Source organism: Rania fehmarnensis, assembly GCF_056494185.1.
In genome coordinates, this window is the sequence record NZ_CM151398.1 from 9,141,570 (window position 1) to 9,164,957 (window position 23,388).

The 23,388-nt window shown below is 55.6% G+C and carries 17 protein-coding genes and 5 tRNA genes; 14 read left to right on the top strand and 8 right to left on the bottom strand.

What is annotated here, in order from left to right:
* Positions 1–331: 331 nt before the first annotated feature.
* From SH573x_RS30835 to SH573x_RS30860, 6 genes are all read right to left on the bottom strand, one after another.
* Positions 332–1,030 carry a hypothetical protein gene (locus tag SH573x_RS30835; RefSeq protein ID WP_479352083.1) on the bottom strand — a complete coding sequence of 233 codons (699 nt, stop codon included), beginning with the start codon at positions 1,028–1,030 and terminating at the stop codon, positions 332–334.
* A 208-nt stretch (positions 1,031–1,238) separates the two neighbouring features.
* The gene (locus tag SH573x_RS30840; protein WP_479352084.1) at positions 1,239–2,582 is read right to left on the bottom strand and encodes a DUF1552 domain-containing protein; all 1,344 of its coding nucleotides are present in this window, start codon (positions 2,580–2,582) and stop codon (positions 1,239–1,241) included.
* A gap of 84 nt (positions 2,583–2,666) precedes the next feature.
* Positions 2,667–5,000 (bottom strand): DUF1592 domain-containing protein, encoded by a 2,334-nt coding sequence (locus SH573x_RS30845; protein WP_479352085.1) that lies wholly within the window; start codon positions 4,998–5,000, stop codon positions 2,667–2,669.
* A gap of 144 nt (positions 5,001–5,144) precedes the next feature.
* Positions 5,145–8,912: a DPP IV N-terminal domain-containing protein gene (locus SH573x_RS30850; protein ID WP_479352086.1), complete on the bottom strand. Its 3,768-nt coding sequence runs from the start codon at positions 8,910–8,912 to the stop codon at positions 5,145–5,147.
* A gap of 291 nt (positions 8,913–9,203) precedes the next feature.
* Positions 9,204–10,445 (bottom strand): PDZ domain-containing protein, encoded by a 1,242-nt coding sequence (locus SH573x_RS30855; protein ID WP_479352087.1) that lies wholly within the window; start codon positions 10,443–10,445, stop codon positions 9,204–9,206.
* A 144-nt stretch (positions 10,446–10,589) separates the two neighbouring features.
* Entirely contained in the window at positions 10,590–11,732 is a 1,143-nt protein-coding gene (locus SH573x_RS30860; RefSeq protein ID WP_479352088.1) for a S1C family serine protease, read from the bottom strand.
* 242 nt (positions 11,733–11,974) lie between these two features.
* On the opposite strand from SH573x_RS30860, the gene SH573x_RS30865 reads away from it, so the two are divergent.
* Entirely contained in the window at positions 11,975–12,823 is an 849-nt protein-coding gene (locus tag SH573x_RS30865; RefSeq protein WP_479352089.1) for an NAD-dependent epimerase/dehydratase family protein, read from the top strand.
* 205 nt (positions 12,824–13,028) lie between these two features.
* A complete protein-coding gene (locus tag SH573x_RS30870) occupies positions 13,029–13,811 on the top strand; it encodes an MBL fold metallo-hydrolase (protein ID WP_479352090.1) in 783 nt (260 codons plus the stop codon).
* Between the two features lie 553 nt (positions 13,812–14,364).
* On the opposite strand, the gene SH573x_RS30875 is transcribed toward SH573x_RS30870, so the two are convergent.
* Both SH573x_RS30875 and SH573x_RS30880 read right to left on the bottom strand, forming a co-directional pair.
* Positions 14,365–16,257, bottom strand: a complete 1,893-nt coding sequence (locus SH573x_RS30875; protein ID WP_479352091.1) for a hypothetical protein — start codon at positions 16,255–16,257, stop codon at positions 14,365–14,367.
* An 86-nt stretch (positions 16,258–16,343) separates the two neighbouring features.
* Positions 16,344–17,156, bottom strand: a complete 813-nt coding sequence (locus tag SH573x_RS30880; RefSeq protein ID WP_479352092.1) for a 2-phosphosulfolactate phosphatase — start codon at positions 17,154–17,156, stop codon at positions 16,344–16,346.
* 221 nt (positions 17,157–17,377) lie between these two features.
* On the opposite strand from SH573x_RS30880, the gene SH573x_RS30885 reads away from it, so the two are divergent.
* The 12 genes from SH573x_RS30885 to rplL all read left to right on the top strand — a co-directional run bounded on the left by SH573x_RS30885 (position 17,378) and on the right by rplL (position 23,166).
* Positions 17,378–17,450: transfer RNA gene (locus SH573x_RS30885), tRNA-Thr, on the top strand.
* 34 nt (positions 17,451–17,484) lie between these two features.
* Positions 17,485–17,566, top strand: a tRNA-Tyr gene (locus SH573x_RS30890).
* 34 nt (positions 17,567–17,600) lie between these two features.
* Positions 17,601–17,671: transfer RNA gene (locus SH573x_RS30895), tRNA-Gly, on the top strand.
* Positions 17,672–17,682: 11 nt separating this feature from the next.
* A tRNA-Thr gene (locus SH573x_RS30900) sits at positions 17,683–17,755 on the top strand.
* A 148-nt stretch (positions 17,756–17,903) separates the two neighbouring features.
* A complete protein-coding gene (gene tuf, locus SH573x_RS30905) occupies positions 17,904–19,100 on the top strand; it encodes an elongation factor Tu (protein WP_479352093.1) in 1,197 nt (398 codons plus the stop codon).
* Positions 19,101–19,226: 126 nt separating this feature from the next.
* Positions 19,227–19,299: transfer RNA gene (locus tag SH573x_RS30910), tRNA-Trp, on the top strand.
* A 79-nt stretch (positions 19,300–19,378) separates the two neighbouring features.
* The gene (gene secE / locus SH573x_RS30915) at positions 19,379–19,819 is read left to right on the top strand and encodes a preprotein translocase subunit SecE (RefSeq protein WP_479352094.1); all 441 of its coding nucleotides are present in this window, start codon (positions 19,379–19,381) and stop codon (positions 19,817–19,819) included.
* A gap of 330 nt (positions 19,820–20,149) precedes the next feature.
* On the top strand, positions 20,150–20,722 hold the full coding sequence (gene nusG / locus SH573x_RS30920; protein WP_479352095.1) for a transcription termination/antitermination protein NusG: 573 nt from the start codon (positions 20,150–20,152) through the stop codon (positions 20,720–20,722).
* A gap of 155 nt (positions 20,723–20,877) precedes the next feature.
* Positions 20,878–21,303: a 50S ribosomal protein L11 gene (gene rplK / locus SH573x_RS30925; protein ID WP_479352096.1), complete on the top strand. Its 426-nt coding sequence runs from the start codon at positions 20,878–20,880 to the stop codon at positions 21,301–21,303.
* Between the two features lie 7 nt (positions 21,304–21,310).
* The gene (gene rplA, locus SH573x_RS30930; protein WP_479352097.1) at positions 21,311–21,994 is read left to right on the top strand and encodes a 50S ribosomal protein L1; all 684 of its coding nucleotides are present in this window, start codon (positions 21,311–21,313) and stop codon (positions 21,992–21,994) included.
* 11 nt (positions 21,995–22,005) lie between these two features.
* A complete protein-coding gene (gene rplJ / locus SH573x_RS30935) occupies positions 22,006–22,581 on the top strand; it encodes a 50S ribosomal protein L10 (protein ID WP_479352098.1) in 576 nt (191 codons plus the stop codon).
* A 186-nt stretch (positions 22,582–22,767) separates the two neighbouring features.
* On the top strand, positions 22,768–23,166 hold the full coding sequence (gene rplL, locus SH573x_RS30940; RefSeq protein WP_479352099.1) for a 50S ribosomal protein L7/L12: 399 nt from the start codon (positions 22,768–22,770) through the stop codon (positions 23,164–23,166).
* Positions 23,167–23,388: the final 222 nt, after the last annotated feature.

Genomic DNA, 23,388 nt, shown 5'->3' on the forward strand with positions numbered 1-23,388 from the left:
TTGGCCAATAGTCACCCACCAACTTATGGGGGAATTGCTATTGGATGGTCTCCTCCGAGCACACCTCCTGAGTACTTAGATGAGGTCCATAAGTTGACCTCGTAATGAAATGCGCACTGCGAGACATAGAAAGCCTGGGAAAAGGCGAAAATAGTTAAAATCCGCAGAGTGGCAATCCAAAGCCGACCAACAGCATGGTTGGAGGAATGTAACGGAAAGCACCGAGTTGATTGAGTTCCGCTGGCTGGAAGCGCATGACGCAGTGGATGGATGGAACACAGGCTAGAAGCCTATGCCACAGAAGGCACACAGGCTGGAAGCCTATGCCACATTAGGCGGCACCGTGACTGGAATCACGTTGCAACAATTCGGTTGCAATTTCGTTGTCCGATACGCTCATGCGGGTCATATCAAGATGAAAGTGCTCCGCAGCCCTGGCGTTTACACCATTGGCAAACTCTCGATAGGCTCTCATCGCCCCAAACCCGATCGCCACACAGCACAGAACTAACCAAGCCGAACTGGCCGTCACGATCCAGGGAATATCTTTCTTGATGCGTTCATACGCAGCTTCTGAGTTGGCGTCGCGCGAACCAGGTTGGGCTTGCACAGCTTTGCCCAAGGCGAGATTCGCCTCCACCGTATTGCTCGTCGTCGCACGATTACCCACATAGGACAACAGCGAAGCCACATCGCATTTGCTGTCGATTGTGAAGTAGAGCGCGTTGCCGGTCAAAAACACCAGCAGCATCACTGCTACCAGGTCCCTACGCAAACGATTACGAGCTCGGCGCTCACGATGAGAGCGGTGTGCCGACAGCGTGCCATCAACTCGATAGCAGTTTTGGCGCGACGCACGCTTTAGAGCTTGGGGCATACATCGCACAAAGAGCTCTATAAGCAGAATCAGCGCAGCGAGCTGGGGGATCAACAAGTACAGCACGTCAGATAGCGAAGTGCTACCTAACACCGGGGCACACAGTGACGGGGCACACAGTGTAGTGAGCTGGGGGATCAACGAGTACAACACGATCGGCCTTCGCCTAGTACAACCTCTAATTGGGGCGCCCTCCCAGAATAGACTCTCAAGGGGAGAGATTCAAGCCAGATGGCGTAGATACGCCCATTGTCACCCTCTAATGTGGGTGGCTTGCAGCATGTAGGGGAGAACAGATGAACACTATACTAAACCAAGGGCCCCTAAGGCTACACTGGGCGGATTGAAATCTTAGTGTTTTTCAAATTATGTTGAGTACAGCAGAGCTATCCCCAAAACTGTCAGCTTTTACGCCGACCTGCTGCAGCATCCACAAGTACAGATTGCACAGCGGTGTTTGAGCCGCAAATCGCTGATGCGTGCCACCCTCCAGGCGACCACCACCGCGTCCCAGCACGACAATCGGCAAGTCATCGTGATTGTGCCGGTCTCCATCGGAGATGCCGCTACCGTACACGATCAAGCAATTATCCAGGAGCGAACGCTCGCCCTCTTGAATAAGCGCCAGTTGCTTGACCAGGTAAGCGAACTTGCTGAGATGATAGACGTTGATCTTGGCAACCTTCTCTTGTTTTTCCGCACTTTTGCCATGGTGCGACAAGTCGTGGTGACCTTCGGGAGCGCCGATTTCCGGATAGCCACGGTTGCTACCTTCATTGGCAAACATAAACGTCAGCACGCGCGTCGAATCACTCTGGATTGATAAGGCCACCATGTCCATCATCAAGCGGACATGATCATCCCACTCCTTGGGAACACCGGCCGGCCGAGGGTAGTTTGGAATACCATCTTCACCTACGCGTAGCTTGTCGGCTCCCACCAGGCGATTCTCGACATCGCGAACCGCGTACAGGTATTCATCCAGTTTGCGGTTATCAGCAGCACCTAATTTCTTTTGCAAACCCTTGGCATCTTCCATGACAAAGTCGAGCACGCTTTTGCGACGTTCGATGCGCTGCGATTTGTTCTTGGCTACGCTGGCGGCATCGGCACTGGTGAACAAGCGATCGAACACGGCCGCTGGATCGATCTCCTTCCCCAGCGGGCTGGTCGAATTGCGCCACGATAGATTGCTGGAGTAAGCGCAACTGTAACCCGAGTCGCAATTGCCTGATTGCGCACTGCCCTCCAGGCCTAGTTCCAACGAAGGAAACCGCGTTTGCTTACCTAGAGCTTGTATCGCAACTTGATCGACGGAAACTGAATTCTGTATATCCGCGCCGTCGGTCTTGCGCGGATGCGCGCCGGTCAAGAAAGCCGCGCCGCTACGCGCGTGATCACCACCACCGTCGCCATGAGCATGCGCTCCGTCGAGCGTCAAGCCACTCAGAATCGTCATGCTCTTGCGATAGTCGGCCAGTTGTTCCAGCGTCTTGGGTAGTTCAAAGCTCTTTCCTTCTTCGGCCGGTGTCCAGTCGGGCATGTGAATGCCGTTGGGCACATTGAAGAACATCAAACGCAGCGGTCCTTGGGCTGCATCTTTAGGCGTCGCTGCCAACGCCGTCGGTGCCATGCACTCCAGCCATGGCAAGGCCACCGCTGCCCCGAGCCCTCGCAGAACGGTTCGTCTTGGAATCGTGGTCATGGTTGCTCCTGTGCAGTGACTGCAGCCTTCCGACTTGTTTGTACCGACTTGTTAGCACCAAACTTCGTTAACTTCGAATCCATCCTATTCACGTTCCCCGAACCGCATGAAGGGGTCGCTGAGCACGATTTGGGTTACGAGGGTCGAAAATCGGTAGTCGTCTTCGGCCAGGCGAGCCACGATTTTGTCGACCGCACACTTGTCATAATATTCCAATCCGCGTCCCAAGGCGAACGTCATCATCTTTTCCGTAAGGCAGCGCGCGAACTTCTCGCTTTGTTGGGTGCGCAGATGAGCAATCAATTCGCCTGCCCCTTGAACCGTCGTACCATCAGGCAACTTGCCTTCGCTCTCTATCTTGTCTTTACCATCGGTTTTCCGCCACCGACCAATGGCATCAAAGTTTTCAAGAGCAAAGCCCAGGGGATCCATCAAGTTATGGCAACTGGCACAGGCAGGATTGGCGCGATGCTGTTCTAGCCGTTGTCGCAGACTGCCTGAAAGTTCTGACTTGTCCAGTTCGGGAACGTTGGGGGGAGCCGGGGGTGGCGGTTCGCCCAGCAGATTATCGAGGATCCATTTGCCGCGTTTGACCGGACTGGTGCGAGTTGGGTTACTGGTCACCGCCAGGATGGCCGCCTGCGTCATCAAGCCTTTGCGGGGATAGCCTGCGGTAGACACCTTGCGAAACTGATCGCCCGCCACGTTCTTGATGCCGTAAAACTTGGCTAGCGGTTCGTTGATATAGGTAAACTCGGCATCGAGAAGTTGCAGGATGCTCAAGTCGTCGCGCATGACTCCCGCAAAGAATGAATAGGTCTCGCGCTTGAGCAACTGTTTGATTTCAGCATTCCACTCGGGGAACTGCTGCGAGTTGGGTTCGAAACTATCGAGCTTGGTCAATGTTAACCACTGACCTGCGAAGTTCTCGACGAACCTTGAGGACCGCCGGTCAGCAATCATGCGTTTGACTTCAGCACTCAGCGTCTCTGGTTGATGCAATTGATTCTTGTAAGCCAGCAGCAACAGTCGATCGTCAGGCATCGTGCTCCACAGAAAGTAACTCAAACGCGTCGCCAACTCGTAATCGCTCAGCTTGGCAAACTTCTCCAGGGCAGGGCCCGCGCCTTGTTCGACCTTAAAGAGAAAGTTTGGCGAGACGAGAATCGCTGTCAGGGCTGTTTGCAGGCCGGCTTCGTAAGATTCGCCTTCCTCGCGCACCGCGGCTGCCAGGCCAGCCAGACGCTCGACCTCAGCCGAGGTAGCCGGGCGACGAAAGGCTCGGCTAGTCAAACGCGAGATCACTTTGTGAGTAGCTTTATCGGCCGAGATCTGTGAGTCGGGTTCTTCAATCACAATCAGCTTGTGACTGTCGGGAAGCGTTTGGGGATCGAGTGGCTTGGATGGCTGCTTTCCATTTAGATGCACTGCATGGATGTACAGGTTGCGATCTTGATTGGGAGCACCATCTTTGCCTTCGCGATAAAAGTCGTTGGTGAACTCGAACTTAAAGTTTCTGCGGCCCGCTTTCAACTTTAGGGTCAAGCCAATCGCTTGAGCTTGCTCGGCGTCGCTGGCCTTGATCAACAACTCGCGTACTTTTTTGCCATCGAGCGTAACGAGCAACTTAGCCGGTTCATCACCCGCCTGGTCGCCATGAGCTTCGATCTCGAGGCGGTACGTTCCTGGCCAGGGTATTTGTTCGCCGAATTCAGCTGCTCCATTGCTATAGAAATCCATGCGTTGCTCGACCGGCTTGGCCCCGCCAGTGGCTTTGAGCTGATTGCCTGTGGCCGAGTATTCGTAGTTGGCCCCGGACTCGGGAGCCTTGATGGCCTGTTGGGCAATCGCTTCGGCAGCTTTGATGTACTTCTCCATCAACAGCGGTGGCAATGTCAGCACGTCGCCGATGTTGTCAAAGCCATACCCCACGTCATCGCCTGGAAATGCTTCGGCGGCAGCATAATCCACGCCCACCAAATCACGCACTGTGTTGCGGTACTCGTGACGATTCAACCGCCGCAAAGTAACACGGCCAGGATTCGGCGTGCGGCCACAGTCGATATCATTGATGGCAACTTCCAACCACGAAACGAATTGAGCCCGCTCGGTATCGGTCAGTTTGACATCGCTTTCGACCGGCGGCATCTCTCCAATCTTGACCCGCTGAATTACCTTTTGCCAGACGCGCCGCTCCTTCATCAGCGTTTTGACGTTGCTCAGATGCTCCAGCGTCAAACCACCATCGGGCTCAGCTCCGCTATGGCAATCGATGCATGCCTGCTTCAGCAGCGGCAAAACTTGCGCCTGAAAACCGCGCTCAGCCTCCACCGGATCGGCGGCGATAACCACAACGGGCAGTAATATCAAGCAACCCAGTAAGACTCGACCCACAGCGCCGAGAAGCATAAATGGCATAGGCGTTTAGCCTGTAAATTTCGTGACTGAGCGATGAATCGTATTCGCAACTACAACTTCTATTCTACGCCTACTAAACCGCAGGCGTTAGCCTCGGTTCCCAAACGTTCACGACGTGGGAGCAATAACCGGGGCTAACGCCGGCTAACGCCCTCGGCTTAGTTTTAGGTGTTTCTCCAAAAACTCGGTCATCATGCTGTACATGTGATAACGCTGTTGAGGATCAACTACGCCATGGCGATTCTTCGGATAGATCATCATGTCGAACGGTTTGCCAGCTTTCTGAAGGGCATAGGCCAGCTGGAGACTGTTGCTCAGGTGGACATTATCATCCCGCTCTCCGTGGATGAGCAGCAAGCGACCATGCAAATCGGCGGCGGCTTCCACTGTCGAACTGCTCTTGTAACCCGCTTCATTGTTTTGCGGCAAATCCATGTAACGTTCGGTGTAGACGGCATCGTAGTTGCGCCAATCGGTTACTGGTGCGCCCGAAATGCCGGCTTTGAATTTCTGACTGTGCGTTAGAGCATAGGCGGTCATGTATCCACCATAACTCCACCCCCAAATGCCTACGCGCTCGCGATCGGCCCACGGTTGAGTGCTGACCCAGTCGACCGCATCTTCGATGTCTTGCAATTCGACTTTGCCCAAGTCGCGATGGACCTTCCAGGTATCCGCGATTCCTCGACCGCGCGACGAGCGGTTATCGCACAAGACAACCGCAAAACCTTGACTGCATAGATATTGATGCCACCAGTAGTTGCTGCCGCCCCACGCGTTGTTAACCGTGGGTGCTTGTGGACCCGCATACACATGAAAGAGAACTGGCAAACGCTGCTGACTGCCCACCACCCAGTCCGGCGGCAGCATGATCAGGGCTTGCATATCCAGTCCATCGCGAGCCTGGATCGTCATCAACATCGGCTCAGCCAATTGCACGTACTTGTAACGATCAATAACCGGCGCACCTAAAACTCGCGATACTTGTCCGTCCAGCGATTGCAGCATGGTGCGCGGCGGACTGGCCAAACTACTAAAGCTGTCAATCACGTATCGACAATCTTCGCTCAATCGCGTGCGGTGTGTCCCAGCCAGCTTGGTGATCTGCTGCGTCTGCCCCGACTGGGTATCGACGCTCAGCAGATGCAACTCAGTCGGATGCGAGTAATTGCCACTGACATAAGCTGTCTGGCCATCCGCCGTAACACCTTGTAAATCGGCAATGTCCCAATCGCCTTGTGTCAACTGATTGAGGCTTTTGGTTGCCTGGTTGAAGCGATGCAGATGCCGCCGACCAGCTGGTAGATCGCTCAACCACAGAAAATCGCCCCCCGGTAAGAACTTGGGTTGCCCCAAGACCTCGATCCAACCGGGACTCTGTTCATGAATCATGCGAACGCATTTGGCGCTACTGGCGTCGACCGCAACAACACTTTGCTGCGTCTGGATGCGATTCTGAATTTGCAACCACAACTGGTTCTCGGGCGACCAGGTAACGCGTACCACCAGGCGATCGTCGGCTGGGTAATCGGATAGGTCGATTTCACGCAATGCGCCATCAGCCACGTTGGCCAACCACATGCGGGCAATCGGCAGGGGATCGCCCGCTTTCGGATAGCGAGTCTCTTCCAACTCTTGTCGGTAGTGAATGCTGTCGGAGACCGCGTAACCCAGCACGGGTGTTTGATCCAGTTGCAGGAAAGCCAATTGCTGGCCATCAGGACTGAACCAAAAGGCGCGGAATTGACCGCGTCCGTATATTTCCTCTTGGTATACCCAGTCCAAAATACCATTGAGAAGTTCTGTTGAACCATCTTTGGTAATGCGCTGCTGCAAGCCTGATTGGCAATCGATCAAATATAGATCGTTATCGCGGACGTAGGCGACGTGTGTGCCAGTGGGGCTGAGTTCGGCCAGTTCTTCCTGTTCTTTAGGCGATTCGGTTAAGCGCTTAGCAGTGCCCGACTGGGCATCGAAAAAATACAGATCTTGCTTGTAGACGTGGAGCCCGAAACGTTGCTCGACCTTTAACGTAGCTGGACCGATCGCTTTCAGTGCCTCGGTGTCTTTTTCGAACTCGGGCAATTGTTTGAACGCCGCCCGCATCTTCTTGATAACGTCGTTAGGCCGCGAGGCACCGGTAGCTGGATCGACTGATAACCACTGCTCATCGCGTTTGAGCATCAGTTCACTACTGCCTGCCATCCAAGTCGCACCGCTGTTGCTGCTGGTCGAGTATTCGACGGTCGAGCCTGGTCGCATGACATGTTCAAACGTCAACTTCTCAGTCGGCGCAAGTTTATCGATTGCGGTCAAGGCTGCTGGCGGCAAGTCATCCAACACGCGCTGGACCGGACATTCGCCGCCGACCTTCAAGTCTGGATCAAAGAAGTTCCAAGCGGCCAGTCCATCTTCACTAGCCGGCTCGAGCAAGTAAGCGGCCAATATGCCCAGCGGTTGATTGGTACGCACGATGTACGTACCGGCCGCCAGCGAAAGCTGCTCGGGCTGGACACTAGCCGTGATGGATTTGAGTTTGTGATTTTGTAACTCGATGCCGGGATCGATGGCATCGATATTGAAGCGTTCACCTGGGACGCTGGTCAAGCCGCGCTGCAGCTGTTCGATAACAACTCCTTGCATCTTCAAACGCGACAGTGCCCAAGCTGCTTGAGGCGCTACGGCATACGCCTTGGGCAGGGTGGTCTTTACCGTTGGTTCTGCCGTGACCCACAAACCAACTTGATAATCGTGGGCTGCATAGTTGGCAGCCGATTCCGCATTGTAAGGCGGACGGGGCAGGGCTCCGTCGGATCGTTGATAGCCCATGGCTTGAATGTCAACTCGCGTTTGCACCAGCTGGGCTTTCAAAGGCACTTCGATGGAATCGCCCGCTGCACCCGTCGAATTTGAATTACCATCCAGGGCAGCGCGAACTTCTGGCGCATGACTATTGAAGTACCGCACCAGTTCATCGACAAAGTGATACGTGACTTGCACGCGACGCTCGTACGACGCATACGAATAGGACTCGGCCAAGATGCCGATCTTGCCGCGCAACCCCATTAGCTCGATGCTATAACGCGGCTCGTGACCAAAACTCTTCCAGTTCTTGTGTTCGTCTTCGAAGTTGCCGTAGTAGAACGTGTTGATACCCGCACTGGCCATGCGCTCTGTTACTTCGGGCAGCAGGTTGCCATGCAACATCTCGCGAATGTGTGGTGGAGCGGCTGGGTTACTGGGCACCGAATACGTCAGATCGTAGCGATGCAATGAACCGTTGGTCGTGTGCGCATCGACTAGCACATCAACATTCCAGCGCTCCAAGCTGGCTACCAGCGAGCGAACTTCTGGCGTTTCCAGTTTGACAAAGTCGCGATTGAGATCGAGCCCTTGCGCATTTTCGCGAATGCCTGATCCATCATCCGGACCAGCTTGTCCAGGTCGATGCAGCAGCCCTCGACGTTCATTGCCATCGGCATTGAAATTCGGCACAAGGATCAATCTAACATTCTTACGAATGTCTGCGCGTTCACCAGCGGCATAATCGCGGAGCAAGGCAAGTAGAGCCTCTTTGCCATCGCATTCACCGGAGTGAATTCCACCCAGCAGGAGCATGGTGACAGCCGGACCTTCGCCTGTCGGCGGAACAATCAGTCCCCAGATGTCGCGGCCCTCAACGGTTTGGCCGAGCGATTCCAGCGCGGTGCCAGGCCACAGTTTGGCCAGTCGGCGCAGAAACAGTTCGGTATCTGCTCCGGTGGCCGTGGCGCGGTACTGGCTCGTTTCGGCTACCGTCTTCAGCTCTTTAACACTCGCCGGTTCAGCCGCAGGGCTCGGCGCTGGGCTGAGCAGAAGTGTGCATATCAGCAGGCATCGGGAGTAGATCGATGAAGCGTATCGAGTTGGCATGCGGCCCCTTTGTGCGTTGACGGAATAATCGCCTCTACCCAAGTATATTCCGTCAGTGAGCGGCTGTCCTCAGCCATTGGCTCTACACAGACCGCGTGGGCCCAGGGTGTCTCAATGGTGCGTTAGGCGGATCGCAGATTCCATTTTGAAACGCAGAGATCGCAGAGTCCGCTGAGAAAACGCTGAGGTTCTTCTCTGCGATCGTCGTGCGCCCTCTGCGCCCATAGTGGCCGTTAGCCGCGAGTGAAGTTAGAGGGTGCGGAGCGGCTGAGGACAGCCCGCTCTACGCGTTTAGCGATCCGATACGACCTTGGCGGTCACGACCGGGTTGCTTTCGACTTTACTCAGCATGCGATCCACTTCGGCTCGTACTACCGAGACCGGTAGAGCGTAGCTGCTGACGCGACCGGCGCGGGCGATGTTGATACCGACGGCGCGACCATTCAGATCGACCAGTGGTCCGCCGCACTGATTGGGCTTGAGCACGGTGTCGTGCATGTAGATGCTGCTAAAACCGCTGCTGCGTGCGCTAATCAGACCGTTGACTTCCATTTCTGTTTCATCGCGCAAGTCTTCGGAAAAGTCCATCATCCGGACATGGGCATCAACTTGGCTTTCACCGCGCTGGACGGTCAGGCTTACCGACTGGCCAGCTCGGCACTTAGCCAGGAACTCCAGCGCCGCGGCTTGCGAGGCCAGCGAGCGACCATCGATCGACCGAATTCGGTCACCGGGCAAGAGCCCCGCGATATCAGCACCCGAACCATATACGACACTTTGAATAACGGGACCTTTGTCTTCTTTCAACTGCACACCCATAACTGGCTTGCGAGCTGAAATCGTCATCAGGCCGGCGCTAACGACACCGACTGCCGCTGGAATCGATTGAATGTTCGGGGTGGCTACCCAGTTGCCCCGGGGTGGGATGCCGTTATCAGACCACTGGATGACCGGCAGATCTTTATCTGGCACTCGAATCAAGGCCAGGTCGAGGCTCGAACTGCGTTCGACAACTTCGGCCAGTGATTCATTGCCATCGGAAAAACGGCAAATCAGTTTACCGGTAGGCAATTGACTTTCTTTGGAGATGATCCAGCCGTCGGCTCCGACCACTGTCCCGTAAGCCACACGTTCGTCGTCTGCCACCAGTTCAACGGTGCTCTTCCAGCTATCGCCCAACGCTTCGCCAAAGGCTTTCAGCATGGCGTAGCTGGCCCGCTGATTGTATTTCGATGGGCTGTCGATATTGGGGCGACGTGAACTGCGGCGCGATGGCTCTTGCACGAGCAACTGCATTTCTTCGTTACCACCGATCGCATGCCAAGCTAAATCGTCGTCGCGCTGCAAACTTTGTTCGAATTGCAACTGCTCGTTGATCGAAGAAGTTATGGGCGACTCAGGCAATAGCCTAGTAATAGACAGAGCCGCGAAGCCGATGGCCGAAAGAATCATCAATTGATGAGGGACGCGCACGTTCGTCGGACCTTTCCTAAGCGCATCGACCTGGTGCGTCCAGCCCCAAAGAAGATGCATTCATCAACTGAGTCCCGCTATCCTCAGCGGCAACTGACGAGATTCTGATTATACCAACCGGCCGGCCCGCGGGCGCTAGGCACTGATCCAGAATTGGTCGACTTTAAATTTTGTCTGAGTGCCGGTTGCGAATGCTGTTGGCGATTACTGTGGTGCGACGCCGACTCGCACGAGAAATCGCATGCGTTCACTATCGCGGAGCACTTCGATGCGTACGGTATCTCCGGGCAAGGTGCCCAACACTGCATTTTGCAAGTCTTTGAATGACTCGATCTTCTGATCTTCGAACTTGACGACGAGGTCACCCACCTCCAGACCGGCTTCGAACGCTGGTCCGCTGACTTCACCCAGCACAGCCCGCGTCTCGCCTTCTTTTAGTCCGACCCCAATCATCGGTCGATAACCTGGCAGAACGCCCCAGGCTTCGCCGGACTTCAAACGGTCCCAATCTTTCTCGAAGGTATCGACTGGCACATGCATATTGTCGCTGACATCGGTACCGATCCGCGAGTGAATGCCGATCAGTTCGCCCTTCAAATTGAATAGTGGTCCTCCACTATCGCCTCCGATGAGGGCTACGTCCGATATGAGTGTGTCATTCATCAAGTTCAGAATACGACCGACGCGAATCACAGCTCCGCGGCCCGACTGCCATCCGCCGGGATGTCCCGAGCCGATGACCCACTGGCCGGCTTTTAGCGAGCCGCTTTTGCCGATGGTTGCATACGGTAGGACTTTGCCCTTGGTATCGACGATCTTTAGCAGACCTGCGTCGACATTGCGATTCATGCCCAGCACTTGGGCTTTCAATTCTGTGCCATCACTCAATAGCACTTTGGCTTCTTGGTTGGGGCGACCGCCGACGTGCGCGGCGGTCAGCACAAAGTTGTTGGCGATGATTACGCCGCTCCCTTGAGCAGCGCCTTGCCGCACATTGACCGTCACCGACTGAATTGCAGCGGCGACTTTTGATTGCTGGGCTTCTAGAGCTTTTAGTTCTTTGAGCGTTTGAGGTGGTCGACCTGCGTACACATTTTGCAGGGAGCGATCCAGATCGACAAAGGTTTGACCATCGACGGCCAGTTTGCTGGCGCGGCGTTCCTGAACGCCGCTCGATTTCCCGGAGTCGCTAGTGGAGGGTCGCAGGCCGGATGACGGAGAGTCCTGGGCAGGCGCGATCTCGATGATTGTGCCGTTGTCCGGCAGAATGATGGGACCATCTTGTGCCAAGCTAACACTAGCCGCACCTAGAAAGCATGCCACGCAGGCGACGAAGGCTAATCGCATTACAATCGTCCAGTCGAGGAAACAAAGGTCCCCTTTCGCTCCGCGAAAGGCAGCCAAACTCAGCCACAGGTGTTATCAAGTCTCGATGCTACAGCTAGATAGTTGCGGCACTCTGCCAGTGGCGCAGCCGGTGGAGACATTGGCGATTATTCGCAGGTATGCGGCAAAATGAAACCCTCTGGACGTCCATTTTTTCAGGCTCAGCCCCCCGCAGGGGCTGGGCAAGTGGGAAGGATTTAGGAATGTACCGATCGTTACTGATCGTAGGCTGTGGTTATGTTGGCCGTCCCGTGGCTCGCCAGTGGCAAGCCGCCGGCGGTGAGGTAGCCGCCGTTACACGAGGCGGACAGGCCGGCCAGGAGCTCCGTCAGCTCGGCATCCAGCCGATTGAAAGCGACTGGTTAGAGGCTGACCCAAACTGGGGCTTCGATGCCCAGTGCGCGCTGGTCGCCGTGCCGCATCGAGCCGACGAACGGTTGGGCGCAGAGACGCATGTGGTAGGCCTGTCTAATTTGCTGCGGCAGTTGCCCAATTTGCAACGCCTGGTCGTGCTTAGCACCACTGGAGTCTATCACCAGAACGACGGCAGCTGGGTGGATGAACATTCAGCCACCGAGCCGCAGCGCATTGGTCCTCAAATCGCCCTCACCGCCGAAGGCTGGCTGCACAAGCATGTCGCGCCAGAGCGTTTCACTTCATTGCGTCTGGCAGGTATCTATGGACCGGGTCGCGTGCCCTTGCTGACGAAACTGCGGTCACAGGAGCCGATTCCCGTAGCTGAAGGCTATTTGAATTTGGTGCATATCGACGACATCGTGCCAGTGGTCATCAGATTGCTCGAGCCCTCACCCAGTTCGCTGTACGTCTTGTCCGATGGGCAACCCGTTTTGCGGCGTCAATTCTACTTGGACGCAGCTGACATCTTTTCAACTCCAGCTCCCCTGTTTGCTGATGTTCAGCCCGACAGCTCGCGCGGGGGACGCAGTGAATCCAACAAACGCATTAACCCCGCCAAGATTTTGCGGGAACTACACCTAGAGCTGCGAGTGCCGAGTCACAGCAGTGGTTTGCGTCGATGCCAAGTGGCATAGGCTTCCTGTGTGGCATAGGCTTCCAGCCTGTGTGGCATAGGCTTCCAGCCTGTGTGCCGACAGGTTTAGCGCCAGCCCTGACCGTCGGGCCGTTGGACTCGGGCAGCCGACCACCGGCCCTATGCCACTCCTTGAGCATTACGCTGCTTGTCAACTAGAATCTCGGACGCTTACCGAACGAACACTTGTAGGAACGCGGACACCCATGTTGGAACGCAAGCCGGTTTTTCCTGGCGTAATCGAATTGAATCTTCAAGCTGGCCACATCATTGGCTGCAACGTCTACTTGATCTACGACGGGGAGGAGTGGATCCTGATCGATATCGGCTATGAAGAGTCGGTCGAAGAGATTGTCGAGGTGATTCGCGAAATCGATTTTCCGCTGTCCAAATGCAAGACGCTGATCGCTACGCATGCTGACGTGGATCACGGACAGGGTCTGGCCCTGGCCAAGCAGTTGCTCAAGACGACCGTTTCGGCTCATCCGAAGGCAGCCTCATTGTTGGCCGTGGGTGACAAGTTGCGGACCTTTGCCGAGATCGAAGCTCAGAATATTCACCTCAGCATGCCACCGGTTGAAACTGAGCACATTATCAATGAAGGCTCGATCATTGAAGTCGGCAACCTGCGGATTGAAACCTGGTCGACACCTGGCCACGCCGATAGTCAGCTTGCATTCCGTATGGGTGAGCTGTTGTTCTCGGGTGATAACATTTATCGCGATGGTTGCGTTGGGGCGATTGATGCCCATCACGGTAGCGACATCGCGGCCTTTATTCGCTCGCTGGAGCGCATCAAGCAAAGCGACGTTAAGTGGCTCTTGCCCAGCCACGGTCCGATTTTTCGCAAAGACAATGCGATGCTTGAAAAGACTATTCAGCGATTGCAGAGCTATCTGCACATGGCCGACTTTGGCACCTGCGCGGTCGATTGGCCCCTAATGGACCAATGGGAAGACGAGATCGCCCAAGGCATCATGCCCAAGTAGCCTTTTAGAGCAACGCTCCCCCGCCGCTCCCACACCCTCTGACCCCAGTCGCTTCACACCCAACGTCTGTCCCCAATTGTAGAGCGGCTGTCCTCAGCCGCTCGGCACCCTCTAACCCAAGTCGCTGCACACCCAACGTCTATCCCCATCGCGCCCGGGGACAGAGCACGCGCACGCGACAATCGTCCAATGCTTGCAAATCAGCCCGGGGTCTGTCCCCGATCGAAGATCGGCTGTCCTCAGCCGCTCGGCACCCTCTACCCAAGTCGCCTCGCACCCAACGTCTGTCCCCATCGCGCCCGGGGACAGAGCACGCGCACGCGACAATCATCCAATGCTTGCAAATCAGCCCGGGGTCTGTCCCCGATCGAAGAGCGGCTGTCCTCAGCCGCTCGGCACCCTCTAACCCAAGTCGCCTCGCACCCAACGTCTGTCCCCATCGCGCCCGGGGACAGAGCACGCGCACGCGAAAGATAGTCCAATGCTTGCAAATTAGCACGGGCTCTGGCCAAAGTCTGGCGACTTCGGCTACGTCGTCCAAAGTCTGGCGACTTCAGCTACCGGTGGCTACTTGGAAATCCAAGGAGCTCTGGCCAAACTTTTTGCCTTTCATGTCCTCGATCGTCAGGCGCAATTGGTAGCGGCCCGGCTCGATTTTGGACGGCATGTAGATGCGATAGACCAGGAAGTAATCGCGGCGGGCGCGTTTGCAGACTTCGACATCCTGGGGCAAGAGCACGTCGGCGACTTTGACGTTGCTGGCATCGACGATTTCGTAACTGCCTTGCAATTTCGTTTCAAAGCCATCTTTGACTTGTTCGGAAATAAAGTTCTCGATTTCGCAGTACAGCAATGCTTCTTGACCAGCACGGAACTGGGCGGTCGGAAATTTGGTAACCGCCCCAAAGCCATCGACGTTGCTGCAGAAGGCGGCGTTCTTGACTTCCAAACTGCTGACGGCGGCCAGTTCCGTCAAAGCTTCGCGTTGGCTGTTCAGCACCAAAGGCCAACGGCGCGCCAGTACTGGGTTGCCCGTCGGATCGATGGCGTGATGCCAAGCTTGCAAATTGTGACGAAAGAATTCTTGTTCGTGCGTTTGCAGCGAATCGATCGGCTCCATGGCACCTTCGAATTGACCGGAAGCCAGCAACACTAAACGCTTAACGGCTTGGTGATGCAACTGCTCGGAAGGAGTTAGACTCTCCGACCACTCTTCATCCAGGCTGCGCAAGGCTTCATGCAAATAGTCTTGACTGGACAGCCGCTTGGAGTTGGCCAGACTGTCCAGCGTACGGCTCGCATCCGAGTGGCTCGAACTGGCGCCCCGATCCTGCGCTTCAGGCTGCTCGACCGGTCGACGTTGAACGGGCCGTTGGCCGGAAGCGGGTTGCACGGCGGAGGAATCATCGCCCGTTTCCGCCGAGGCGGGCATAACGGCCGAATCATAGGACCGCTTTGGCAAATGTTTGCTCGATTCTTTATTGGCAACTGCGGATGACTTGGATGACTGTTGAGCGCCGCGCGGAGGCAACACACGAACTTCATCGCCAGCTCCGGTATCGATGGGCTCAGCATGCGCAATTTGTCGCGACGACTTGCGATTGGCGGGTGGCATCAGTTCTTCGGGTTGGTAACGTTCTTTGGAGGGCAATGGATCCTCTTCTTCGACACCCGTGTTGGCATACAGCGGCTGCTTGGCCGGTGGCAATGAATCCCCTTGGCCATCGTCGTCGCGGAGCTTGTAATGGGCGGGCGCCTCGACCGATTTGGCCGCGGATCGGGCAGTTGGTGATTTAGCGCTGGCTAACTTGGATTTAGATTTGGCAGCCGAGTTCGGTCGGCGATCGGCAGGCCGCTTGCCGCTGGTTTGGTCATCGTCATTTAAGTTGTAGACGGTCGATTCTGCAGCTTGGCTCTCTGCAGCTTCGCTCTCGGGGTCCTCCCAATCGCCATTAGCACCTGACTCTGATGCAAGCTGGGAATCGTCGTCGGCCGACGCAGCTTGCTTTGCATAAAATTGACGTTTAGCCAGTGGCCACAGGGAAGGAGGCAGATCCTGAAGGTACGGCGCCCACTGCGAATCGTCTGCGTCTTCGTCGGGCAATTGGTCCCACCGAGGTTGGCCATGACTGCGATTGCTGTTGCTCTTGGCCAACGAATTGGCTGAGTAGGGATTGGGCCGGCCACCGTAAGTATCGCCGTAACGTTCGCTGGCGCCAGCCCGATAGCTGCCGGCGGCCGAGTTAGCCTCGGCATCATATTGCTCTGCGTCCCGAAACTGCGGCCCAACAGTCAACTCGCGAATGCTCGGTTCACCTTTGCGCGCCATGCGCAGAGATCCTTGGCACCCGACCGAAGCGGCCAGCGCTCCGACCAAACTGAACAAGGTCAGACTGAAACAAGCAGCTCTGCGCCAATAAATCATCCAAGGTAGACATCGTGTCATTGCCAGCATCCCTGCGCTAATTCTCGCGCGTCAGCAATCTTTGCCGCTAAGGTTCGATATGGGCTGCGGGGATCATAGAAGAATTTTTACTTGAGCGTCAAGACTTCAAAACGACCGCGCTCGGTTTGACCGGGCACAACGTTCAATGCATCCACATGCAGGGCCGCTTTGATATCCTCCGCAAAGCCGGCGGCCACCAAATTAGCTCCTCCGCGAGCTAGCTGCAGTTGTTTCAGCAAGCTTCCGCTGTGTTTAATGTGATGCCAACTGTTGAAGGCTAGCCAGGCTGAGTCGTTGGCCAGGTTCCAATCGAGTTGCTCCAGAATGGCGCCGGCTGTGATCACGTCTTCCAAGGCCACTTGGCCGTCGGTGCCCGCACAGACCAACCATACACTGGCTGCCTGCTCAGGTTGCTGACCAGGCTGTTGCTCCGCCCAGTGCAGAATCCAGCGTACAAGTGCATTTCTGTTCAGCAGTGAACCGAGCACAACTTGTTTCGCGTCGGCGACGGCTTCGACGGCCGCGGTGCCATTGGTAGTCGAGAAGATCAAGTCGCGTTCTTGGACGACTTGCGCTGTGTATTCAGCGGGACTGTTTCCCAGATCGAAACCTCCAATGCGCACGCAGTTCCGTTCGCCGCACAGTAGCGGTCCAGGCAGTGGGGAGTGGGTAGCAGCTGAGGAAGTTGGAGCTGCTGGCGTCTGCGACAGCGACCTGGCCAGTGACTTGGCTTGGTCGATATTGCTGACGACGCGCACGCTGCGCGCGCCGGCCGCAAGGGCCACGCAAGCCGTTGAGGTGAACCTTAGCGTGTCGATCACGACCGCCAGTTGATGGTTTTGGGACCAATTTTTAGGTAATTCGCAAGGCAGCAGGGCTACGGAAACAGCTGGAAGCATGGTTATCACCAAGTTTATGGAAATAGGGAGTAATCTAGGAGGTTTCCAAGGGCCTGGGAGGGGCGCAGGGTCACAGGATGAACATTTTTTCCCCAGCGGTGTCCTTTGACGAGGGGCAAAAGTGGTGAAAATGCGGGTTTGGAAGCAGCTTTTCCGGCCGAATTCACCTTGCGGTGCACGGCTAGACCGATACACTATTGCGTTTCCAATCGAAGTCAGAGGCCAGCGTAGCTCAGTTGGTAGAGCTACTGATTTGTAATCAGTCGGTCGGGGGTTCGAATCCCTTCGCTGGCTCCTCAAAGCTATCGAAACGGATAAGCGTCAGGTTGGGAGGTTGCCCGAGTGGCTAAAGGGGACGGACTGTAAATCCGTTAGCATTGCTTACGTAGGTTCGAATCCTACACCTCCCATTGGCGAGCCAATGCCGCTACTGGGTCAACGCCTGCGGGTGTAGCTCAATGGTAGAGCAGCAGCCTTCCAAGCTGAATACGAGGGTTCGATTCCCTTCACCCGCTTTCGATTGTTTGCTGCTGTAGCTCAGTTGGTAGAGCACTTCCTTGGTAAGGAAGAGGTCATGGGTTCAAGTCCCATCAGCAGCTCTTGCTCCTTTATTGAAAGGGAGCAAGAAACGCAGTAGGTTTTTTTGGTTCGCTGACGTCACGATCGTTTCATGTCCTTGGTCCCTGGTGTGAGCTCAGCACTTTAATGGCTCACCAAAGTAACTCAGTTTGTTAGGTGTAACGTACAATGGCTAAAGAGGTATTTGAACGTAAGAAGCCGCACTGCAACGTCGGCACCATCGGTCACATTGACCACGGCAAGACCACCACAACGGGCGCCCTACTGGCCGTTCAAGCAGCCAAGGGTCTGGCCAAGGCCAAGGCTTATTCGGATATCGCCAAGGGTGGTACCGTTCGTGACGCAACCAAGACGGTGACAATTGCTGTTTCGCACGTGGAATACGAAACAGAAAACCGTCACTATGCGCACATCGACTGCCCCGGTCACGCCGACTTTATCAAGAACATGATCACCGGCGCTGCCCAGATGGACGGCGCGATCCTGGTCGTTAGCGCCGCTGACGGCCCGATGCCGCAAACCAAGGAACACGTCCTGCTAGCTCGTCAGGTTGACGTGCCTGCGATCGTTGTGTTCTTGAACAAAGTTGACCTGGTCGACGACCCTGAACTGTTGGAACTGGTCGAACTGGAAATCCGCGAACTGCTCAGCAAGTACGGATTCCCAGGCGATGACATTCCAATCGTTCGCGGAAATGCCCTGGCCGCCTACAACAGCCCTGCCGATCCAGAAGCCAGCAAGCCAATTTCCGAATTGCTCGCAGCTGTCGACGCCTACATTCCTCAACCTACCCGCGAAGAAGACAAGCCATTCTTGATGGCGATCGAAGACGTCTTCTCGATCGAAGGTCGTGGTACTGTAGCCACCGGTCGTGTTGAGCGTGGTGTGATCAAGGTCGGCGAAGAAGTCGAACTGATCGGCCTGAAAGAAGCGCCGACTAAGACCACCGTCACCGGTGTCGAAATGTTCCGTAAGGAAATGAAGGAAGCCAAGGCCGGTGAAAACGTCGGTTGCCTCCTCCGCGGTATGAAGCGTGAAGATATCGAGCGCGGTCAAGTTTTGGCCAAGCCCGGATCGATCACCCCGCACAAGAAATTCGAAGCTGAAATCTACTGCTTGAGCAAAGAAGAAGGCGGACGTCACACGCCATTCTTCAGCGGCTATCGCCCTCAGTTCTACTTCCGTACCACGGACGTAACTGGTTCGGCCAAGCTGGTAGGTGCAGAAATGTGCATGCCTGGCGATAACGTCAAGGTCGAAGTCGAACTGCAAAAGCCCATCGCTATGGACGACGGCGTTCGCTTCGCTATCCGCGAAGGCGGTAAGACGGTCGGTTCGGGCGTGGTCACCAAGATCCTCGAGTAAGCTGTGAGGTTTAAGCTGCAAGGCTTAAGCTGTAAGCTGAAGACGATTAGCGGAAAAGACATAGGTAAGGTGTAGGCCTCTTCTGGCTTACACCTTACTCCTTAAAGCTCAATTGCTTTAAGATCCAGGGGCGTAGCTCAATTGGCAGAGCACCGGTCTCCAAAACCGGGGGTTGAGAGTTCAAGCCTTTCCGCCCCTGCTGGATTTTTGCTGGAAGCTATGAAGCTTCTGAAGCTGTACGACAAGAAGCATATAAGTCAGTAACCCGTGGGACGAGTATGGCCGCCAAAGAAGGTGTGATGACGAGCCGGACGATTGTCCAAGAGCTCTTTGCTTCGGGCTTTTACAAGCCCAATCAGGGACGCATGGTTCGTCAGGTTACAGCCATAACTATTTGGATCGTATCGATCCTGGGTGCCTGGCGTTTCCATTCGCTTGTCCTGATGAACTGGTTCGGCTCCAATGCGGCTGGTTACCTGGTCGCGGTGGCCATCGGTGGGCTGGGCATGTGGATCGGTTTTCGGCTGGTCAATTGGCCCAAGTTTGCCGACTTTCTGATTTCGGTGGAAGCCGAGCTGAACAAGGTCTCGTGGCCGAGCTGGCGTGAACTGAATCGTGCATCGCTGGTTGTGATCTTCACGATTTTCTTCCTGGCTGCGATTCTGTTTGCCTATGACTTCATCTGGCAAGCGATTTTCTCGTTCTTGCAGATCTCGTAACGGTTTGGCTCGCCGGATCGCCTTTGGCAGGCTCCTTTGTTTGCAACGCAGAGACGCAGAGGATCACAGAGAAGCCCCTAAGCCGTAGGCGTTAGCCTCGGTTGTTACGGGGTGGCTTGGGACGATACATGTGCCAGGTTTAGAAAAGTTTCAAATTGGGCTTTCGCGAATGTCGAAAGCCTTTACAATCTGCGACTCTGCCAAGTGGTACCAAGCGATTGGCCTGTAAATAGTCTTGGCAGTTTTCCTAGCCAGGAGATTGGTGAGCCCTGCAGCGCGAGCTGCTCAGGTGGCCGCACGATCGCCTGTACTGGCATGGAGATCAAAGTGGTGAGTGAATCTGAAAAAACGTCGGCCACACCAGCTCCTATGGACTGGTACATCTTGAAGGTGGCCTTCAATCGCGAAGACAGCATTCGCGAATCGCTTGAGAAGCGTATCAAGCTGCACGGCATGGAGTCGAGCTTCGGCGAGATTCTGATTCCCACCGAAGACGTGGTAACCTTTACACGCAATGGCACGCGTCGGGTCGTCAAGCGTAAGCTTTACCCCGGTTACCTGATGATCTACATGACGGTCAATGACGATTCGTGGTTCCTGGTTCGCGAGACACCAGGGGTTGGCGACTTCACTGGCTCAGGTGGCAAGCCCACTCCGATGGATCCGCACGATGTCGAGCGGATAATCAAGTCGGTACGGCCTGACGAAGAAAGCGATGCCCCCAAGACGGAGATTCCGTTTAAGGTTGGCGATCGCGTTCGCGTCAAGGAAGGTTACTTCCAAAACCTGGAAGGCGACGTCGAGAAAGTCGACGAAGCCAACGGCCAGATCACGGTCATGATCAGCATCTTCGGCCGCTCGACCCCGGTGGAACTGAACCACTGGCAAGTTGAAGCGGTTTAGCAACTCCAGCAAACACGAATCGCCAGCGTCGCTCAGTTGGCTGCCGCCTGAAACGGTGCCAGAGTGAGCGACCAATAAATACAGCCTGTTGAATTTTTTCCAAGCCGAACACTAAGCAGCAATCACTCGACTACCAGTGGAGTAACACGCGTCTCATGGCAAAGCAAATGGTTGGACAAGCCAAGTTCCAGGTGCCCGGGGGAGCTGCCACCCCCGCGCCACCTGTTGGTACTTCGCTTGGTAAATACGGTATTAATCTCGGTCAATTCGTGTCGCAGTTCAATGAACGCACGCGCGAATACAACGGTACTCCGATTCCCGTGGTCGTCACGGTCTACTCGGACCGCAGTTTTGAGTTCGTCACCAAGAGCCCACCAGCCGCCTCGCTGCTCAAGCAAGCAGCCGGCATCGCTTCGGGTTCGGGTGTGCCGAATAAAACCAAGGTCGGCAAAGTCACGAAAGCGCAGGTGGAAGACATCTGTCGCAAGAAGATGGCCGACCTCAATGCCCGCGATCTAGAGCACGCAATGCGCATGATCGAAGGTACTGCACGCAGCATGGGCATCGAGGTGGAGGGATAGGCACGTTATGGTTAAACCATCCAAAGCAATGAAAACAATGATCGCCAAGGCACCCAGCGATAAAACGCCCATGCCATTGGCTGACGCCGTGAAAGTGCTCAAGCAGTTTCCGGCACGCAAATTCGACCAAAGCGTCGAAATCCACATGCGACTGGGCATCGATCCATCGCAGGCCGACCAACTTGTTCGTGGCTCGGTTGTACTGCCGCACGGTATCGGACGTTCGCAGCGAGTAGTGGTCTTCGCCAAGGGTGACCTGGCTGCTGCCGCGACCGAAGCGGGCGCTGACGCTGTCGGCCAGGAAGACCTGGCCAAGCGGATCAAAGAAGGCTGGACCGACTTTGATGTCTGCATCGCGGCTCCCGACATGATGGGCCTGGTTGGTCCGCTCGGTAAAGTGCTGGGGCCTCGCGGCCTGATGCCTTCGCCGCGCGCCGGCACGGTTACCGCCGATGTCTCCCGCGTGGTCAAAGAATACAAGGCCGGTAAGGTTGAGTTCCGCAACGACAAGGGAGCCAACTTGCACGCCGTGGTGGGCAAGCTCAGCTTTGAAGCCCCCAAACTGATCGAGAACGTCGAAGCCTTCATCAACTATGTGATGTCGCTCAAGCCGAACTCGGTCAAGGGAAATTATGTCAAGAGTATCGCCCTGTGCGCCACCATGACGCCTAGCGTTCGCGTGGCCGGTTAAGGAGTAGTTCGGTGAGTAAATACGTAAAGAATTTAATCTCTGGCGATATCCTCCGCCGGCTCGATGGCGTCAGCGATGCCATTCTGGTCAATGTTATCGGCATGGATAGCGGCTCGACCTACCAGATCCGCAAGAATCTGCGCGACAAGAAGATCCGCATGCTCGTCGTCAAACGCAGCATGGCGGCACGGGCTACCGAAGGCACCAGCCTGCGGCCCATGTTCGACAATCGCACCGGCTCCATGGCCATCGTCTGGGGTTGCGAAGATTTTGTCAGCCTGGCCAAAGAGATCGCTTCGATCGAAAAGTCCAAGACTTTTAAAGAGTTTGAAGTCAAAGGCGGAGTGATGGACGGCGAGGCCCTGACGGCCGAGCAAGTCCTCGCCATCAGCAAGTGGCCAAGCCGCGTCGAGCAGATCTCGTTGCTGATCGGACAAGTGCTCTCGCCCGGCTCGAGCCTCATGGGTCAACTGCTCAGCGTCGGTGGCGCACTGGCCAGCCAGATCGAAAAGATGTCAGAAGCAGTGGCAGAAGATGCAGAACCAGCAACAACCCCGGAGGGCGGCACTCCTGCAGAGCAAGCGTAAACCAGAGCGTCATGTAGACGGCCACAGCTGTCGGCGTGACCCGCGTAGTTCATCCCTCGCTAATAGCTTCGGGTTTTTGTTTGGCCCCTCGCTGCTAGCGACGGGCCTGTGATTGACAAACCACATACACAATTTTTAGTTACACCAAAACAAATTTACTTTTTGATAGCAGAGGTTTAGAGAATTATGTCCGAAACCGCATTCGCAGACGACATCAAGGAACTGGGCGACAAGCTGGTTGGCCTGACCCTCAAGAAGGCCAAGGAACTGAGCGACTACATCAAAGAAGTCCACGGCATTGAACCGGCTGCCGGCGGCGCTGTGATGATGGCTGCTCCTTCCGATGGCCCAGCCGCAGCCGCTCCTGTCGAACAAACCGAGTTCGACGTGATCATGACCAGCTTCGGCGACAAGAAGATGGAAATCATCAAGATCGTCAAGAATCTCACCGGCGCTTCGCTGATGGATGCCAAGAAGCTGGTCGAAGCCGTTCCTGCCAAGATCAAGGAAGGCGCTAACAAAGAAGACGCCAACAAGATCAAGAAGGAACTGGAAGACGCTGGCGCCAAGGTTGAACTGAAGTAGTGCTGCAAGTACCCGTGACACGGGCTTCCAGCCCGTGTTACCCTCGGTGATCATTTGCGATTCTGCTGCTGATTTGTCAAGCGACTGGAGCTAGCTGGTTACTAACCCGCTAGCGACTGCTCACGGGTCGTTTAGACACAGGCTGGAAGCCTATGCCACAGAGGTTCAATGCTTGCATTATGTCAGTTTAATTGCCCTTGACCCCTCGATTTAGGGTGGGTT

Coding starts and splice junctions, on each gene's coding strand:
- SH573x_RS30840 (WP_479352084.1), bottom strand. CDS start 2,582: ATGACCACGATTCCAAGACGAACCGTTCTGCGAGGGCTCGGGGCAGCG.
- SH573x_RS30845 (WP_479352085.1), bottom strand. CDS start 5,000: ATGCCATTTATGCTTCTCGGCGCTGTGGGTCGAGTCTTACTGGGTTGC.
- SH573x_RS30850 (WP_479352086.1), bottom strand. CDS start 8,912: ATGCCAACTCGATACGCTTCATCGATCTACTCCCGATGCCTGCTGATA.
- SH573x_RS30855 (WP_479352087.1), bottom strand. CDS start 10,445: ATGCATCTTCTTTGGGGCTGGACGCACCAGGTCGATGCGCTTAGGAAA.
- SH573x_RS30860 (WP_479352088.1), bottom strand. CDS start 11,732: ATGCGATTAGCCTTCGTCGCCTGCGTGGCATGCTTTCTAGGTGCGGCT.
- SH573x_RS30865 (WP_479352089.1), top strand. CDS start 11,975: ATGTACCGATCGTTACTGATCGTAGGCTGTGGTTATGTTGGCCGTCCC.
- SH573x_RS30870 (WP_479352090.1), top strand. CDS start 13,029: ATGTTGGAACGCAAGCCGGTTTTTCCTGGCGTAATCGAATTGAATCTT.
- SH573x_RS30875 (WP_479352091.1), bottom strand. CDS start 16,257: ATGACACGATGTCTACCTTGGATGATTTATTGGCGCAGAGCTGCTTGT.
- SH573x_RS30880 (WP_479352092.1), bottom strand. CDS start 17,156: ATGCTTCCAGCTGTTTCCGTAGCCCTGCTGCCTTGCGAATTACCTAAA.
- tuf (WP_479352093.1), top strand. CDS start 17,904: ATGGCTAAAGAGGTATTTGAACGTAAGAAGCCGCACTGCAACGTCGGC.
- secE (WP_479352094.1), top strand. CDS start 19,379: ATGGCCGCCAAAGAAGGTGTGATGACGAGCCGGACGATTGTCCAAGAG.
- rplK (WP_479352096.1), top strand. CDS start 20,878: ATGGCAAAGCAAATGGTTGGACAAGCCAAGTTCCAGGTGCCCGGGGGA.
- rplA (WP_479352097.1), top strand. CDS start 21,311: ATGGTTAAACCATCCAAAGCAATGAAAACAATGATCGCCAAGGCACCC.
- rplL (WP_479352099.1), top strand. CDS start 22,768: ATGTCCGAAACCGCATTCGCAGACGACATCAAGGAACTGGGCGACAAG.